Annotated in this window: 19 protein-coding genes; 12 read left to right on the top strand and 7 right to left on the bottom strand. The window is 68.2% G+C overall.

Annotated elements, in window-relative coordinates; genetic code table 11:
- Positions 1–12: 12 nt before the first annotated feature.
- The 6 genes from FEI13_RS10690 to FEI13_RS10665 all read right to left on the bottom strand — a co-directional run bounded on the left by FEI13_RS10690 (position 13) and on the right by FEI13_RS10665 (position 3,480).
- Positions 13–267, bottom strand: a complete 255-nt coding sequence (locus FEI13_RS10690) for a BolA family protein (RefSeq protein ID WP_138181527.1) — start codon at positions 265–267, stop codon at positions 13–15.
- A 150-nt stretch (positions 268–417) separates the two neighbouring features.
- Positions 418–756 (bottom strand): STAS domain-containing protein, encoded by a 339-nt coding sequence (locus FEI13_RS10685; protein WP_138181526.1) that lies wholly within the window; start codon positions 754–756, stop codon positions 418–420.
- The gene (locus tag FEI13_RS10680; RefSeq protein ID WP_138181596.1) at positions 753–1,394 is read right to left on the bottom strand and encodes an MlaC/ttg2D family ABC transporter substrate-binding protein; all 642 of its coding nucleotides are present in this window, start codon (positions 1,392–1,394) and stop codon (positions 753–755) included. The genes FEI13_RS10685 and FEI13_RS10680 overlap by 4 nt, the downstream gene beginning before the upstream one ends.
- Before the next feature lie 13 nt (positions 1,395–1,407).
- Entirely contained in the window at positions 1,408–1,872 is a 465-nt protein-coding gene (mlaD, locus tag FEI13_RS10675; RefSeq protein WP_138181525.1) for an outer membrane lipid asymmetry maintenance protein MlaD, read from the bottom strand.
- 16 nt (positions 1,873–1,888) lie between these two features.
- Positions 1,889–2,671 carry a lipid asymmetry maintenance ABC transporter permease subunit MlaE gene (gene mlaE / locus FEI13_RS10670; RefSeq protein WP_138181524.1) on the bottom strand — a complete coding sequence of 261 codons (783 nt, stop codon included), beginning with the start codon at positions 2,669–2,671 and terminating at the stop codon, positions 1,889–1,891.
- Entirely contained in the window at positions 2,668–3,480 is an 813-nt protein-coding gene (locus tag FEI13_RS10665; protein WP_138181523.1) for an ABC transporter ATP-binding protein, read from the bottom strand. The genes mlaE and FEI13_RS10665 overlap by 4 nt, the downstream gene beginning before the upstream one ends.
- Positions 3,481–3,637: 157 nt before the next feature.
- Between FEI13_RS10665 and FEI13_RS10660 the strand changes: the two genes are divergently transcribed.
- The 11 genes from FEI13_RS10660 to FEI13_RS10610 all read left to right on the top strand — a co-directional run bounded on the left by FEI13_RS10660 (position 3,638) and on the right by FEI13_RS10610 (position 11,851).
- Positions 3,638–4,588 (top strand): calcium/sodium antiporter, encoded by a 951-nt coding sequence (locus FEI13_RS10660; RefSeq protein WP_138181522.1) that lies wholly within the window; start codon positions 3,638–3,640, stop codon positions 4,586–4,588.
- A gap of 40 nt (positions 4,589–4,628) precedes the next feature.
- Positions 4,629–5,624 (top strand): KpsF/GutQ family sugar-phosphate isomerase, encoded by a 996-nt coding sequence (locus tag FEI13_RS10655; protein ID WP_138181521.1) that lies wholly within the window; start codon positions 4,629–4,631, stop codon positions 5,622–5,624.
- 46 nt (positions 5,625–5,670) lie between these two features.
- A complete protein-coding gene (locus FEI13_RS10650) occupies positions 5,671–6,228 on the top strand; it encodes a KdsC family phosphatase (RefSeq protein ID WP_138181520.1) in 558 nt (185 codons plus the stop codon).
- 3 nt (positions 6,229–6,231) lie between these two features.
- The gene (gene lptC, locus FEI13_RS10645) at positions 6,232–6,816 is read left to right on the top strand and encodes an LPS export ABC transporter periplasmic protein LptC (RefSeq protein WP_138181519.1); all 585 of its coding nucleotides are present in this window, start codon (positions 6,232–6,234) and stop codon (positions 6,814–6,816) included.
- Positions 6,816–7,343, top strand: a complete 528-nt coding sequence (lptA, locus tag FEI13_RS10640) for a lipopolysaccharide transport periplasmic protein LptA (RefSeq protein WP_138181595.1) — start codon at positions 6,816–6,818, stop codon at positions 7,341–7,343. The genes lptC and lptA overlap by 1 nt, the downstream gene beginning before the upstream one ends.
- On the top strand, positions 7,343–8,068 hold the full coding sequence (gene lptB, locus FEI13_RS10635) for an LPS export ABC transporter ATP-binding protein (RefSeq protein ID WP_138181518.1): 726 nt from the start codon (positions 7,343–7,345) through the stop codon (positions 8,066–8,068). The genes lptA and lptB overlap by 1 nt, the downstream gene beginning before the upstream one ends.
- 154 nt (positions 8,069–8,222) lie before the next feature.
- Positions 8,223–9,638 (top strand): RNA polymerase factor sigma-54, encoded by a 1,416-nt coding sequence (locus FEI13_RS10630; protein ID WP_138181517.1) that lies wholly within the window; start codon positions 8,223–8,225, stop codon positions 9,636–9,638.
- Positions 9,639–9,807: 169 nt separating this feature from the next.
- On the top strand, positions 9,808–10,116 hold the full coding sequence (hpf, locus tag FEI13_RS10625; RefSeq protein WP_138181516.1) for a ribosome hibernation-promoting factor, HPF/YfiA family: 309 nt from the start codon (positions 9,808–9,810) through the stop codon (positions 10,114–10,116).
- 7 nt (positions 10,117–10,123) lie between these two features.
- Positions 10,124–10,609, top strand: a complete 486-nt coding sequence (locus FEI13_RS10620) for a PTS sugar transporter subunit IIA (protein WP_138181515.1) — start codon at positions 10,124–10,126, stop codon at positions 10,607–10,609.
- Positions 10,610–10,657: 48 nt separating this feature from the next.
- A complete protein-coding gene (rapZ, locus tag FEI13_RS10615) occupies positions 10,658–11,578 on the top strand; it encodes an RNase adapter RapZ (protein WP_138181514.1) in 921 nt (306 codons plus the stop codon).
- 3 nt (positions 11,579–11,581) lie between these two features.
- Entirely contained in the window at positions 11,582–11,851 is a 270-nt protein-coding gene (locus FEI13_RS10610) for an HPr family phosphocarrier protein (protein WP_138181513.1), read from the top strand.
- Positions 11,852–12,041: 190 nt separating this feature from the next.
- Here FEI13_RS10610 and pmbA read toward each other — a convergent pair whose 3' ends face one another.
- Entirely contained in the window at positions 12,042–13,382 is a 1,341-nt protein-coding gene (pmbA, locus tag FEI13_RS10605) for a metalloprotease PmbA (protein WP_138181512.1), read from the bottom strand.
- 118 nt (positions 13,383–13,500) lie between these two features.
- Between pmbA and yjgA the strand changes: the two genes are divergently transcribed.
- A complete protein-coding gene (gene yjgA / locus FEI13_RS10600; RefSeq protein WP_138181511.1) occupies positions 13,501–14,007 on the top strand; it encodes a ribosome biogenesis factor YjgA in 507 nt (168 codons plus the stop codon).
- The last annotated feature ends 61 nt before the right edge of the window (positions 14,008–14,068 follow it).

Below are 14,068 nucleotides of genomic sequence, written 5' to 3'. Positions count from 1 at the left end.
GGGCGCTCGCCTTCAGGCCCCCTGCTGGTCAGTGGCGGCCTGCCACTGCTGCGGCGTGTAGGTCTTGATGCTCACGGCGTGCAGGGCGCCGGAGGCGATCTCCTCGGTCAGGGCGCCGTAGATCATCTGCTGACGCTTGACGGGCGAGAGCCCTTCGAAGACCTCGCCCACGGCGACCACCTGGAAATTGCAGCCTTCGCCCTGGATGTGAAACTCGCAGCCGTCGAGTCGGTTCTCGAGCAGCGCCTTGACGTCACTGGGTTGCATGGAACCGGTACTCCTGTGGTTCATCGAATCGTCGCGGAAACGCCCGCCGGGCCCGTGATAGCAGGCCGGGGCGTCCCGTCATGGCAGAACATGGTAAAGAAAAGCACCGCGCTTGGCGATGGGGTGACGACAGGGAGGCGCGGACCGCCATCAGGCGGCCTCGGCGGCCCCCAACGGCAGCAGGGTGTCGAGCCCCGCGACCCGGGTCAGCCGCTCGAGGGGCGGCGAGAGGCGTACGCACGCGACCCGCACGCCCGCCTGGCGGGCCCGGCGCGTCCACTCCAGCAGCACGCTCAGGGCGGCGCTGCTGACGCGGCCGACGCCGCTCAGGTCGAAGGTCACCTCGCTGCCCGTCGGCCGGGCCGCCAGCCAGTCACGGCCGGCCTCGGCCATCGCCGAGGCCACCCCGAAGTCAACCTCCCCGGTCACCGCCAGGCGACGCTCATCGGCCTCCAGGCGCGAGCCGTGCTGCTCGAGCAGCACACTCATGCGCTACCGCCCTGCTCCAGCTCCTCGACAGCGAGGTCGGGCGACCAGCCCTCGATCACCGCGCCGTAGTCGCGGTTGTGATCGCGCATGGCCTGATCGAACTGGTTGCGAAAGGTCAGCCCCAGGTTGATGCCGTTGACGATCACGTTGACCACCTTCCACTGCCCGTCGTCCAGACGCAGGGAGTAGCTGACGGGATAGACGGTGCCGTCGTTGGCCACCACCTCCATGGCCACGCTGGCCTGGTCCTCATAGCGCGAGGCCTGCTGGTTGTCGAGCACGCGAATCTCGCGGTAGTCGAAGGTCACCAGCCCCTTGGCATAGGTGTCGATCAACGTCTTGCGGAAGGTCTGGACGAAGCGCGAGCGCTGCTGCGGCGTGGCGTTGCCGAAGTAGCGACCCATCACGCTGGCGCCGATATAGCGAAAGTCGGCCACGTCCTCGAGGCTATCGTCGACGATGGCCTCGAGCTCATCGAGGTGATCGGCAAAGTAGGCCTCGCGCCCTTCGATGCGCGTCATCAGGTCGTCGATGCTGTCGCGAATCATCTGCTCGGGACGCGGGTCGGACGGGGCAGCCATCAGTGGCAGGGCCACCAGCATCAGGCAGAGCCCGGCGAACAGGGCACGTAGGTGCATCGTCTTCATGTCGTTACTCCTTGACCATGCTGGTCACGAACTGCTGGATAAGCTCTTCCAGTACCAGGGCCGACTGGGTGTCGCGCAAGGTGTCTCCGTCGCCAAGGGTCTCGGGGGCGCCGCCCACCGAGAGGCCGATGTACTGCTCGCCCAGCAGGCCCGCGGTGAGGATGGCGGCGGTGCTGTCCTCGGGCAGTTGCCCTTCCAGTTCACCGTCGAGCTCCATCACCACCCGCGCATCGTACCAGTCGGTGTCCAGCTCGATGCTCTCGACCCGCCCCACGGTGACCCCGGCCATGGTGACCCGCGCCCGCGGCTTGAGGCCGCCGATGTTGGCGAAGTTGGCCTCGAGCCGGAAGGTCTCGCTGGGCACGCTCAGGCTGAGCCCGCTGACTCGGAGCCCCAGGAACACCAGGCCCAGGATACCGGCCAACATGAATAGGCCGACCCCGAGCTCCATCGTCTTGCTGCGCTTCATCCGTTTGCTCCGAACATCAGGAAAGCTCTCCGAACATCAGGGCGGTGAGCAGGAAATCCAGGCCCAGTACCGCCAGAGAGGAATAGACCACCGTGCGGGTGGTGGCACGCGAGATGCCTTCCGAGGTGGGAATCAGGTCGTAGCCCTGGAAGACCGCGATCCAGGTCACCACCAGGGCAAATACCACGCTCTTGATCAGGCCGTTGCCGACGTCATCGAAGAATTCGACACTGGCCTGCATGTTCCCCCAGTAGGAGCCCTCGAACACCCCCAGCCACTCGACGCCGACCAGCTGACCGCCCCAGACCCCTACGGCGCTGAAGCCGATGGTCAGCAGCGGCAGGGCCACGAAGCCGGCCCAGAGCCGCGGCGCGATCACGCGACGCAGCGGGTCGACACCGATCATCTCCATGCTGGTGAGCTGCTCGGTGGCCTTCATCAGGCCGATCTCGGCGGTCAGGGCGGAGCCGGCTCGCCCGGCGAAAAGCAGCGCCGCCACCACCGGACCCAGCTCGCGCAGGAGTGACAGGGCCACCATCTGCCCCAGCGCCTGCTCGGCGCCGAAATCGACCAGGATGGTGTAGCCCTGCAGGGCCAGCACCATGCCGATGAACAGCCCCGAGACCAGCACGATGGCCAGCGACATCACGCCGACGAAGTGCATCTGGCTCACCCACAGACGCAGGCCCTCGCGGCTCGGCACGCCCACCGCCGATTGTCCGAGGAAGATCCCGGCCCGCCCCAGGGACTCCATTACGTCACAGCCGCGTCGTCCCAGGCGGTGAATTCGCTCGATCATTGCGGCCCCCCGGTGCCCAGGATGTCGGCGTGAAAGTCCATCGCCGGGTAGTGGAACGGCACCGGACCGTCCGGCTCGCCGTGCATGAACTGGCTGACCCGCGGGTCGCGGTCCGCGTCGAGGCTCGCCGGGGTGCCGTGAGCCATCACCTGGCCGTCGGAGATCACGTAGACGTAATCGGCGATGCTCAGGGTCTCCTTGATGTCGTGGGAGACCACCACCGCCGTCAGCCCTAGCGCCTCGTTCAGGCGCTTGACCAGCTGCACGAGCACACCCATGGAGATGGGATCCTGCCCCGCGAAGGGCTCGTCATAGAGGATCAGCTCCGGGTCCAGGGCGATCGCACGGGCCAGCGCCACGCGCCTCGCCATGCCGCCGGAGAGTTCCGACGGCATCAGCCCACGGGCCCCGCGCAGCCCCACCGCCTGCAGTTTCATCAGCACCAGATCGCGGATCATCGCCTCGGGCAGATCGGTATGCACGCGCAGCGGAAAGGCCACGTTCTCGTAGACATCCAGGTCCGAGAACAGTGCCCCGCTCTGGAAGAGCATGCCCATCCGCCGGCGCAAGCCGAACAGGTCCCGGCGAGACAGCGCATGGACATCCTGGCCATCGATGCACACACGACCGGCATCGGGCGTGAGTTGGCCGCCGATCATCTTGAGCAGGGTGGTCTTGCCGGTGCCGCTGGGGCCCATGATGGCGGTGATCCGCCCTCGCGGGATCGCCAGATCGACGCCGCGGAAGATCTCCTTCTCGCCGCGGGAGAAGTGCAGGCTCTCCACTTCCACGAAGGGGGAGTCCGTCATTGCATCAGCTTCCTTCGCAAAATCAGCATCCTTCGCAAAATTGTCGAACATCGTATCCTAACTATGCCCTGGCGCGCCAGCGCCTCGAGGGGCCCCTTGCACCGCCGGTGCCCGGCATGTTCAATGTGCGCCCTTCATTCCCGCTCCGGATCTCGCCATGCTGGTTCCCCTGCTGATCGTGTCGCTCGGTTTCATCGGCCTGCTGTGGAGCGCCGACCGCTTCGTCGGAGCCGCCGCCGCCACCGCCTGGCGGGCCGGCATGAGTACCCTGTTGGTGGGCATGACCATCGTCTCGCTGGGCACCTCGGCCCCGGAGATCGTGGTCTCGGTGATGGCCTCCCTGGATGGCGCGCCGGACCTGGCCATCGGCAATGCGCTGGGCTCCAACATCGCCAACATCGCCCTGGTGCTGGGCGTGACCGCCCTGGTGGTGCCGATCCCGGTGCGCTTCTCCATCGTGCGTCGCGAGCTGCCGCTGCTGCTCGGCGCCACTGGCCTGGCCGGCTACGCGCTGGCCAACGGCCACCTCGACCGCCTCGACGGCGTGCTGCTGCTGGTGCTGCTGGTGTTCAGCCTGTGGTGGCTGTTTCGCGCCGACACCCCGGACGATGAGACCGGTGGCGAGATTCCCGGCATGCCGCTGGGCCAGGCCCTGGCCTGGCTGGCCGGCACCCTGGTGATCATGATCGCCAGCTCCCGCGCCCTGGTATGGGGCGCCAGCGAACTGGCCCGCGGACTCGGCGTCAGCGAGCTGACGATCGGCCTGACCGTGGTGGCCATCGGCACCAGCCTGCCGGAACTCGCCGCCTGCGTCGCCAGCGCCATCAAGCGCCACCATGACCTGGCGATCGGCAACGTCATCGGCTCCAACCTGTTCAACATGCTGACCGTGCTGCCCGTTCCCGCCCTGCTGGCGCCAGGCGCCACCGACCCCGCCGCGGCCGGCCGCGACTACCCCGTGATGCTACTGCTGACCCTGGCGCTGGGGGCGCTGCTGCTGTGGAATCGGCGCGGCCACCTGGGACGACTGCCCGGGGCCCTGCTGCTGCTTGGCTACCTCGCCTATCTCGCCTGGTTGGGGAGCACTAGCCTCTCCCCCGCGGCCTGACCCCTTGAGTGAAACCTCACAACGGGCAACAATCACTGCCATGACCAATGACACCCCTTCCGCGGCCGGCATTTCCCTCCTGCGCGACAGTGCCCGCCGCACCCTGGAACTGGAACAGCAGGCCGTGGCGGCCCTGTCCGAACGCCTCGACGAGGCCTTCGACCATGCCTGCCGACTGATCCTGGCCTGTCGCGGCCGCGTGGTGGTCACCGGCATGGGCAAGTCGGGCCACATCGCCGGCAAGATCGCCGCGACACTAGCCAGCACCGGCACCCCGGCCTTCTTCGTGCATCCCGGCGAGGCCAGCCACGGCGATCTGGGCATGATCACCCCGGGCGACGTGGTGCTGGCGCTCTCCTACTCCGGCGAGACCGCCGAGGTCACCGCCCTGCTGCCCCTGCTCAAGCGCATGGGCACGCCGCTGATCAGCATGACCGGCCGCCCAGGCTCGACCCTGGGGCGCCATGCCGACGCCCACCTGGATGCCGGCGTCGAACGCGAGGCCTGCCCGCTGGACCTGGCACCGACCTCATCCACCACGGCCGCCCTCGCGCTGGGCGATGCCCTGGCCGTGGCACTGCTCGAGTCACGCGGCTTCACCGCCGAGGACTTCGCGCTGTCTCACCCCGGCGGCAGCCTCGGCAAGCGCCTGCTGCTGCGGGTCGTCGACCTGATGCACCAGGGCAATCGGCTGCCCGCGGTGCCGCTGGGCAGCCCCCTGCGCGATGCGCTGCTGGAGATCACTCGCCAGGGGCTGGGCTTTACCTGCGTGGTGGGCGAGGACGGCCGCCTGGCCGGGGTCTACACCGACGGCGACCTGCGCCGCACCCTCGACCAGCACAGCGATCTCTCGGGGCTCACCGTCGACGACGTCATGACCCGCCCCGGCAAGCGCATCGCCCCCGATACCCTGGCCGCCGAGGCGGTCCGCCTGATGGAGGACGGGCGCATCTCGGCGCTGGCCGTGGTCGACGCCGACGGTCGCCCGATCGGCGCCCTGCACATGCACGACCTGCTCGCGAGCGGCGTCATCTGACCCCTTGCGACCATCCGCTATCGCCCGACCCTCGACCGGAGATACCATGAGCCTCGACCCCCCCCTGCTCGACAGCCAGCTCGTCGACCGCCTGCGGCGCGTGCGCCTGCTGGCCCTCGACGTGGACGGCGTACTCACCGACGGACGCCTCTACTTCCAGACCGATGGCGTCGAGATCAAGGCCTTTCACACCCTCGACGGCCACGGCATCAAGCTCCTCCAGCGCGCCGGCATCGTGGTGGCCCTGATCACCGGGCGCGACTCGCCGATGGTCAGCCGTCGCGCCGCCGCGCTGGGCATCCAACACGTCTTCCAGGGCGCCGAGAAGAAGCTGACCGTGCTGCGCGAGCTGTGCGCTCGCCTGGAGATGGAGCTCGATCAGGTCGCCTACTGCGGTGACGACATGCCCGACGTGGCCGCCATCCGGCGCGCCGGGGTCGGCATCAGCGTGCCCGGCGCGCCGTCCTATATCCGCAAGCATGCCGACTGGGTCACCGAGGCCGTAGGCGGCCATGGCGCGGTGCGGGAGATCTGCGACACCCTGCTGCAGGCCCAAGGGCACTGGGACGCCGTACTCGACACCTACCTGCACGGCACGACCTGATCCATGGGCCTGCCGCGACCCGGCTTTCGCACCGGATTGCTGCTGCTGCTGCTCGCTCTGGGCGGCGGATTGGCCCTGCTCGACCTGCAGGAGGCGCCGCTGCCCGGCCCGGTGCCGGGCGACGCATCGGGCGAGCCCGACTACTACCTGGAGGACGCCCGCCTGACGCGCTTCGACGCGGCGGGCCAGCCTCATCAGCGCCTCGACACGCCGCGCCTGTCCCACACCCCCCATGACGACGTCACCCGCCTCGAGCAACCAAAGGGACGGCTCTACGACACGTCGGGCCGGGTCTGGCTGGCCAGCGGCGATCACGGCACCCTGGGCGCGGGCGGCAACCCGCTGACCCTGACTGGTGATGCGCGCCTGCTGGCCCCGGCCGAGCGCTGGCAGCTGGACACCGAGATACTGCACTTCGACGCCGTCAGCGGCCATGCCTGGAGCGAGACACCGGCGCTGCTGCGCCAGCCGCCCCAGCGGATGCGCGGCGAGCGCTTCGATGCCTGGATCGATGACAACCGCGCTCGACTAACCGACAATGTGCGCGGCCACCACCCGCCCGACACCCGCGAGGCCCCCGAGTCATGATGCGAGCTCCCTTCGCCCCCCTGCTGACCCTCGGCGTCATCGGCCTGCTGCTCGGCAGCGCCCCGGCCCTGGCCCTGGAGGGAGATGCCAGCGCCCCGATCCAGGTGGAGGCCGACCGCCTCGACCTCGACGATCGCGCCGGTACCGCCGTCTACACCGGCGACGTGGAGATCCGCCAGGGCAGCATGCAGCTGACCGGCACGCGGGTGGAGATCCGCCGCAACGACCAGGGCCAGCTCACCCTCGCCACCGCCACCGGCGAGCGTGCTTACATCGAGCAAAAGCCCGCCCAGGACGAGCCCTTGGTGCGCGGCTGGGGACGCACCGTGGTCTATCATGTCGCCGAACGGCGCATCGAGCTGATCGACCGCGCCGAGCTCCACCAGGGCGGCGACACCTTCGACGGCGGCTACCTCGAATACTTCCTCGATCGTCGCGTCGTCCAGGCGCGTTCCAATGCGCAGGGTGTCGAGGAAAGCCAGCGCGTGCGGATGACCCTCGAGCCCGAACAGCAGGACGGCCCGTGATGAAGACTCTGAGGGCCGAACACCTGGCCAAGAGCTACAAGCGGCGCCGGGTGGTGCAGGACATCAGCCTCTCCATCGAGCAGGGCCGGATCGTCGGCCTACTCGGACCCAACGGGGCCGGCAAGACCACCTCCTTCTACATGATCGTCGGCCTGGTGCGCGCCGATGCCGGCGCGGTGCATATCGACGAGCTTGACCTGTCGACGGCGGCCATGCACGAGCGCGCCCGGGCCGGTATCGGCTACCTGCCTCAGGAGGCCTCGATCTTTCGCAAGCTGTCGGTCGCCGACAACATCATGGCGATCCTCGAGACGCGCCGCGACCTCGACCGCCAGGGCCGCGTGCGGCGTCTCGAGGAGCTGCTCGAGGACTTCCACGTGAGCCACATTCGCGACAACCTCGGCATGAGCCTCTCCGGGGGCGAGCGGCGGCGGGTCGAGATCGCCCGGGCGCTGGCCACCGAGCCCGCCTTCATCCTGCTCGACGAGCCCTTCGCCGGGGTCGATCCGATCTCGGTGGGCGAGATCAAGGGCATCATCCGCCAGCTCAAGGCGCGCGACATCGGCGTACTGATTACCGACCACAACGTCCGCGAGACCCTGGACATCTGCGACACCGCCTACATCGTCGGCGACGGTCGGATCATCGCCGAGGGGGATGCCGAGGCGATACTGGCCAACCAGCGCGTCCGCGACGTCTACCTGGGCCAGGACTTCCGCCTCTGATCGCCTTCTCTATCGTAATACGCTGATATAAATATCGTTATTCGCCGACGGCATGCTGCTTGCGCCTGGCACGATTGTTGCTAATTCTTTGGTTGCACCCCCCGCGCCCAGCGGCTAGGGTGGAAATTTTCGGCACGTCGAGGGAACTCCTCACATGGCCATGAAGGCTTCCCTGCAGCTTCGCGTCGGCACCCAGCTGACCATGACCCCCCAACTGCAGCAGGCCATCGCCCTGCTGCAGCTCTCGACCCTGGACCTGCGCCAGGAGATCCAGCAGGCGCTGGAATCCAACCCCCTGCTGGACGTCGAGGAAGAGTTCGGCGAACAGGCGGTGAGTGAGACGCCCGACGATGATTGGGCCAGCGAGATCCCCACCGAACTCACCACCGACAGCGACTGGTCCGACACCTATCAGGATCTGGGCAGCTCACCCGCCGGCGGCGAGGCGCCCGACTTCGAACGCCAGGCCGCCGGCCAGAGCCTCCAGGGTCACCTGGCCTGGCAGCTGGCGATGACCGACCTGGACGAGCGCCAGATGCGCATCGCCGAGAGCCTGATCGATGGCATCAATGGCGACGGCTATCTCACCCCGCCCCTGGAAGAGATCCGCGACGGGCTCAAGGCCCAGGGCCTGGCGGGGCTCAGGAGCCGGGAAGTCGAGCAGGTGCTGCTGCGCCTCCAACAGTTCGAGCCCACCGGTGTCTTCGCCCGCGACCTGCGCGAGTGCCTGATGCTGCAGCTCGCCACGCTGCCCGACGACACCCCGTTACTGCCCCAGGCCCGCCGCCTGGTGCGCCAGTTCCTCGAGGCGCTGGCCGGCGACGATCGCCGCCTGCTCAAGCGCCGCCTCGGCCTCGACGACGAGGCCCTCGACACGGCGATCGGCCTGGTGCGCTCGCTGGACCCGCGCCCCGGCAGCGCCTTCGGCGAGGGCGACAGCGACTACGTGATTCCCGACCTCGTGGCCCGCCATACCCGCGAGGGCTGGCAGGTGGAACTCAACCCCGAGGCCATGCCGCGCCTGCGCATCCAGCCGGACTATGCCGCCTTGATCCGTCGCGCCGACAAGAGCGCGGACAACCAGTTCCTCAAGGATCACCTGCAGGAGGCGCGCTGGCTGATGAAGAGTCTCTCCAGCCGCAACGACACCCTGCTGCGGGTGGGTCGCGAGATCATGGTGCGCCAGCTCGACTTCCTGGAGCGCGGCGAGGAGGCCATGAAGCCGCTGATCCTGGCCGATATCGCCCAGGTCGTGGAGATGCACGAATCAACCATCTCGCGGGTCACCACCCAGAAGTTCATCCACACCCCGCGCGGCATGTTCGAGCTCAAGTACTTCTTCTCGAGCCAGGTGGGCGGCAGTGGCGAGGGCGACGCCCACTCCAGCACCGCCATTCGCGCGCGCATCCGCAAGCTGATCCAGGACGAGCCGCCCCGCAAGCCCCTCTCGGACAGCAGGCTGGTCGCCCTGCTCGACGAGGCCGGTATCAGTGTGGCGCGACGCACGGTCGCGAAATATCGCGAGGGGATGGGCATCCCCTCCTCCAGCGAGCGCAAGCACCTGCGTTGAACGCCACGAATGGCGTTTCGACGCGCCCGAATGCTAGCCGTCGATGCACGCGCAAGCGGTTGAATTGACGCCGTTCGACGAGCGTCTTGCGGCCCCCGATCGAGGGGGTATGCAGGACGCTAAAAAGGGTTACAATCGACCCATAACCCGACAGAGCAAGGAGCGTGTCATGCAAGTCAACATCACCGGCCATCATGTGGAACTGACCGACGCACTGCGTGACTATGTGCAGGAAAAACTGACCCGCATCGAGCGTCATTACGACAACATCACCAACGTGCAGGTCACCCTCTCCGTGGAGAAGGAGCGCCAGCAGGCCGCTTGCACCCTGCATGCTGCCGGTGCCGACCTCCATGCCGAAGCCATGGAGAACGACATGTACGCCGCCATCGATGACCTGGCCGACAAGCTCGACCGACAGCTGGTCAAGCACAAGGAAAAGGCCCAGGCCCGCGCCCAGGGCGCCGGCGCGCGCTGACTCCGTCATGACACTGGACGCCATCCTGCCCCCCGAGCGCACCCTCTTCGATGTGCCCGGGGGAAGCAAGAAGCGGGTGCTGGAGTTCTTCAGCACCTTCATCGCTCAGAACACGCCCAGCCTCGACAGCCAGGAGGTGTTCAGCCGGCTGATCGGCCGCGAGCGGCTGGGCAGCACCGGCATCGGTCACGGGGTCGCCATTCCGCATGCCCGAAACCCGCACTGCAAGGCGCCCATCGCCGGCTTTCTCAAGTTGGCCGAGCCGGTGGATTTCGATGCCATCGACGGGGAACCGGTAGACCTGGTCTTCGTGCTGCTGGTCCCCGAGGAAGCCGACGAGGCGCACCTCGCCCTGCTGGGGCAGGTCGCCGGCGTCATGAATGACGCCGACACCCGCGGGCGTTTGCGCCACAGCCGCAGCCAGCGCGAGCTTCATGAGCATCTCATGGAGGCGATACGACAACAGGCCCCGAGCGACCGCCAGGGCGGCTGACCCCTCCCGGGGCGCCGCCCGCCCCCCTTTCTCGACCAGGAGACCCGCATGCAGCTCGTGATCATCAGTGGCCGGTCGGGTTCCGGCAAATCGATCGCGCTGCAGGCGCTGGAAGACCTGAGCTATTACGCCATCGACAACCTGCCGGCCATGCTGCTCGGGCCGCTGGTGGACGAGCTCCAGCAGGGACGCAGCGCGCGCTCCTCCATCGCCGTCAGCATCGATGCACGCAACCTGCCCGACGCCCTGGCGCGCTTCCCGGAGCTCCTCAACGACTTGCGCACCCGCGATCTCGCCTGCCAGGTGGTCTACCTGACCACCGATGCGCGGATCCTGCTGGAACGCTACTCCCACACTCGCCGCCGCCATCCGCTCACTCGCGATAGCGACATGACCCTGGCCGAGGCCATCGATACCGAGGAGCAGGCGCTCTCGGAGATTCGCGACCTCGCCGACCTGGTGATCGACACCACCCGGCTCTCGGTGCACGAGCTGCGCGGGCGCATCACCGATCAAGTGGCGGGACATCGGGCCGAGCAGATGACCCTGACCGTGGAGTCCTTCGGCTTCAAGCGTGGCGTGCCGCTGGATGCCGATATCGTCTTCGACGCTCGCTGCCTGCCCAACCCTTACTGGGACCCGGCCCTGCGCGATGCCACGGGGCGTGACGCCAGTATCATCGCGTTCCTCGACGGCTACCCGGTCGTCGCCGAGATGCACGACGACATCCTCGCCTGGGTGGAGCGCTGGCTACCGCGCTATCGCACCAGCCAACGCAGCTACCTGACCGTGGCCGTCGGCTGCACGGGGGGCCAGCATCGCTCGGTCTACCTGGCCGAGCGACTGGCCGCCCACCTGGCCGAGCGACACGCCGGCATCAGGCTACGCCATCGCGAGCTGGGCGTGCAGGTCAACCTCCCGGACGCGCAGGCATCGATGGATACCGACGCGCCGCAGGAAGGAGCCTGAGGCGTGCCGAGCCGCAAGCTGACCCTGACCAACCGACGCGGCCTGCATGCCCGCGCCGCCACCAAGCTCGTGCAGTGCTGCCAGCCCTTCGATGCGCGGGTCACCGTGCAGCGGGGCAGCCAGCAGGCCGATGCCGCCAACATCATGTCGCTGCTGGTCCTCGCCGCGCCCTGCGGCACCGAGCTGGAGGTGCACACCCAGGGCGAGGAGGCCGAGGCGGTCCTCGAGGCCATCTCCGCGCTCTTCGAGGCCCGCTTCGAGGAAGACGGCTGAAAGCTGAAAGCTGGAAGCTGGAAGCTGGAAGCTGGAAGCTGGAAGCTGGAAGCTGGAAGCTGGAAGCTGGAAGCTGGAAGCTGGAAGGCAGCTTGTTCTTGCTACCTTGGGGGTCAAGTCCTTTCTTCCAGCTTCAGGCTTACGCCCGCGAAGCGGGCGATCTTCATGCTCGTGGCGGGCGAAGCCCGGCTCAGCCGCCGGCCACCATCATCTCGTCGATCAGCCAGCTGCCGGTATGGATGCTGCCGCGGGTGTCGGTATCGCTCCCCACGCCGACGAGTCCCTGGAACATCGTCTCGAGATTGCCGGCGATGGTGAATTCCTCTACCGGATGCTGGATCTTGCCGTCCTCGACCCAGAAGCCGGCCGCCCCGCGGGAGTAGTCACCGGTCACGCCATTGACGCCCTGCCCCATCAGCTCGGTGACTAGCACGCCGCGCCCCATGCGCTCGAGCAGCGCCTCGCGGCGCTCGAGCGGCGCGGTGATGCGCAGGTTGCGGGCGCCGCCGGCATTGCCGGTGGTCGCAAGCCCCAGTCGCCGCGCGCTGTAGGCCGAGAGCATGTAGCTGGCCAGGCGGCCATCCTGGATGAAGACGTTGTCGCGGGTCTGCACGCCATCGTTGTCGAAGGGCGAGCTCGCCATGGCGCCGACCTCCATGGGACGCTCGCCGAGGCTGAACCACTCGGGGAAGAGCGGATCGCCCAGGCGATCGCAGAGGAACGAGGCCTCGCGGAACAGCGCCCCGCCGGCGATGGCGCTCATCAGGTGGCCGACCAGGCCGCTGGCCAGGGTCGGGTCGAAGAGCACGGGCATGCGCCCGGTGGCCGGGCGCTGAGCGCCGAGGCGGCTCAGGGTCCGCCGCGCGGCGCTCTCGCCCACCGCCTCGGCGGCGAGCAGGTCGCGGGGATCGCGGGCGCTGGTATAGTCGTAATCGCGCTGCATGCCGTTCTCGTCCTCGGCGATCAGCATGCAGGAGAGCGAGTGACGGCTGCCACGCTGGCTGCCCAGGAAGCCGTGGCTGTTAGCGTAGACACGCACTCCCTCGCCGCTGGAAAGGCTCGCCCCGTCGGAGCTCTTGATCCCCGTCACGCCGCGCCCGGCCGCCTCGCAGCGCAGGGCGAGCTCGGTGGCCTCGTCGATGGAAAGCGGCCAGGGGTGGTGGACCTCGAGGTCGGGCAAGTCGGTCGCCATCAGCGCCGCCTCGGCCAGGCCCGAGGCCGGATCCTCGCCGGTATGGCGGGCGATGGCCAGCGCCTTCTCGACCGCGGCGCGCACCGAGGCCTCGCCGGCATCGCTGGAGGAGGCACTGCCCTTGCGCTGCCCCACGTAGACGGTAACGGCGATCCCCTGGTCCCGGGACAGCTCGACCGTTTCCACCTCGCCCTCGCGAACGCTGACGCCGACGCCCTGATCGACGCTGGCCCCCACCTCGCAGGCCTCGGCCCCGAGCTGGCGAGCCAGGTCCAGGGCCACCCGGGTGCGACTCTCCAGCAGGTCCTGCTGGGCGGCGGCATCGAAAGCCTGTGTCATGAACGTCTCTCCTTAACTCGGCCGGCCTGTCGCCGGCCCTCAAGATGGTGCATTGTCCAGCCCTGTGCCGCGGGCTGATATACTGGCGCGATTCGACCCCCGACGAAGTGGAACCGGCATGACCCAAGATGACCTCTCCCCGGCCGACGAGCGGCCCAGCAAGTCCCAGCTCAAGCGCGAGATGCAGTCGCTGCAGCAGCTCGGCGAGCAGATCATCGCCATGAGCGATGCCCAGCGTGCGCGCTTCCCCCTCTCCGACGACCTGCTGGCCGCCGTCGAGGAGACCGGGCGCATCAAGGCTCGCGAGGCTCGCCGACGCCACATGCAGTACGTCGGCAAGCTGATGCGCGGCGAAGACCTCGAGGGCATCCAGGCGGTGTTCGACGAGATCGAGAACGAGAAGCTACGCCGCGATCATGCCTTCCATCGCCTCGAGAAGTGGCGCGACCGGCTGATCGACGAAGGCGACGACACCGTCGAGGCCTTCTTGGTCGAATTTCCCGACGTCGAGCGCCAGGCCCTGCGCCAGCTGATCCGCAACGCCCGCCGCGAGCGCGATCAGGGCAAGCCACCGACCAGCGCGCGCCGGCTGTTCAAGCTGATCCGCGACACCGCCGACCTTTAAAGCTGGAAGCTTGAAGCCTGAAGCTGGAAGTCACCACACCACCTCTTCCAGCTTCCAGCCG

The sequence above is a fragment of the Halomonas urmiana genome (assembly GCF_005780185.1).
GTDB classification, from domain to species: domain Bacteria; phylum Pseudomonadota; class Gammaproteobacteria; order Pseudomonadales; family Halomonadaceae; genus Halomonas; species Halomonas urmiana.
The sequence above is the reverse complement of the archived record's forward strand: the minus strand, read 5'-3'. Positions and strand labels throughout refer to the sequence as shown.

Bases quoted from the DNA above. Each gene is read 5' to 3' on its own strand.
- FEI13_RS10690 (WP_138181527.1), bottom strand. From the start codon at position 267: ATGCAACCCAGTGACGTCAAGGCGCTGCTCGAGAACCGACTCGACGGC.
- FEI13_RS10685 (WP_138181526.1), bottom strand. From the start codon at position 756: ATGAGTGTGCTGCTCGAGCAGCACGGCTCGCGCCTGGAGGCCGATGAG.
- FEI13_RS10680 (WP_138181596.1), bottom strand. From the start codon at position 1,394: ATGCACCTACGTGCCCTGTTCGCCGGGCTCTGCCTGATGCTGGTGGCC.
- mlaD (WP_138181525.1), bottom strand. From the start codon at position 1,872: ATGAAGCGCAGCAAGACGATGGAGCTCGGGGTCGGCCTATTCATGTTG.
- mlaE (WP_138181524.1), bottom strand. From the start codon at position 2,671: ATGATCGAGCGAATTCACCGCCTGGGACGACGCGGCTGTGACGTAATG.
- FEI13_RS10665 (WP_138181523.1), bottom strand. From the start codon at position 3,480: ATGACGGACTCCCCCTTCGTGGAAGTGGAGAGCCTGCACTTCTCCCGC.
- FEI13_RS10660 (WP_138181522.1), top strand. From the start codon at position 3,638: ATGCTGGTTCCCCTGCTGATCGTGTCGCTCGGTTTCATCGGCCTGCTG.
- FEI13_RS10655 (WP_138181521.1), top strand. From the start codon at position 4,629: ATGACCAATGACACCCCTTCCGCGGCCGGCATTTCCCTCCTGCGCGAC.
- FEI13_RS10650 (WP_138181520.1), top strand. From the start codon at position 5,671: ATGAGCCTCGACCCCCCCCTGCTCGACAGCCAGCTCGTCGACCGCCTG.
- lptC (WP_138181519.1), top strand. From the start codon at position 6,232: ATGGGCCTGCCGCGACCCGGCTTTCGCACCGGATTGCTGCTGCTGCTG.
- lptA (WP_138181595.1), top strand. From the start codon at position 6,816: ATGCGAGCTCCCTTCGCCCCCCTGCTGACCCTCGGCGTCATCGGCCTG.
- lptB (WP_138181518.1), top strand. From the start codon at position 7,343: ATGAAGACTCTGAGGGCCGAACACCTGGCCAAGAGCTACAAGCGGCGC.
- FEI13_RS10630 (WP_138181517.1), top strand. From the start codon at position 8,223: ATGGCCATGAAGGCTTCCCTGCAGCTTCGCGTCGGCACCCAGCTGACC.
- hpf (WP_138181516.1), top strand. From the start codon at position 9,808: ATGCAAGTCAACATCACCGGCCATCATGTGGAACTGACCGACGCACTG.
- FEI13_RS10620 (WP_138181515.1), top strand. From the start codon at position 10,124: ATGACACTGGACGCCATCCTGCCCCCCGAGCGCACCCTCTTCGATGTG.
- rapZ (WP_138181514.1), top strand. From the start codon at position 10,658: ATGCAGCTCGTGATCATCAGTGGCCGGTCGGGTTCCGGCAAATCGATC.
- pmbA (WP_138181512.1), bottom strand. From the start codon at position 13,382: ATGACACAGGCTTTCGATGCCGCCGCCCAGCAGGACCTGCTGGAGAGT.
- yjgA (WP_138181511.1), top strand. From the start codon at position 13,501: ATGACCCAAGATGACCTCTCCCCGGCCGACGAGCGGCCCAGCAAGTCC.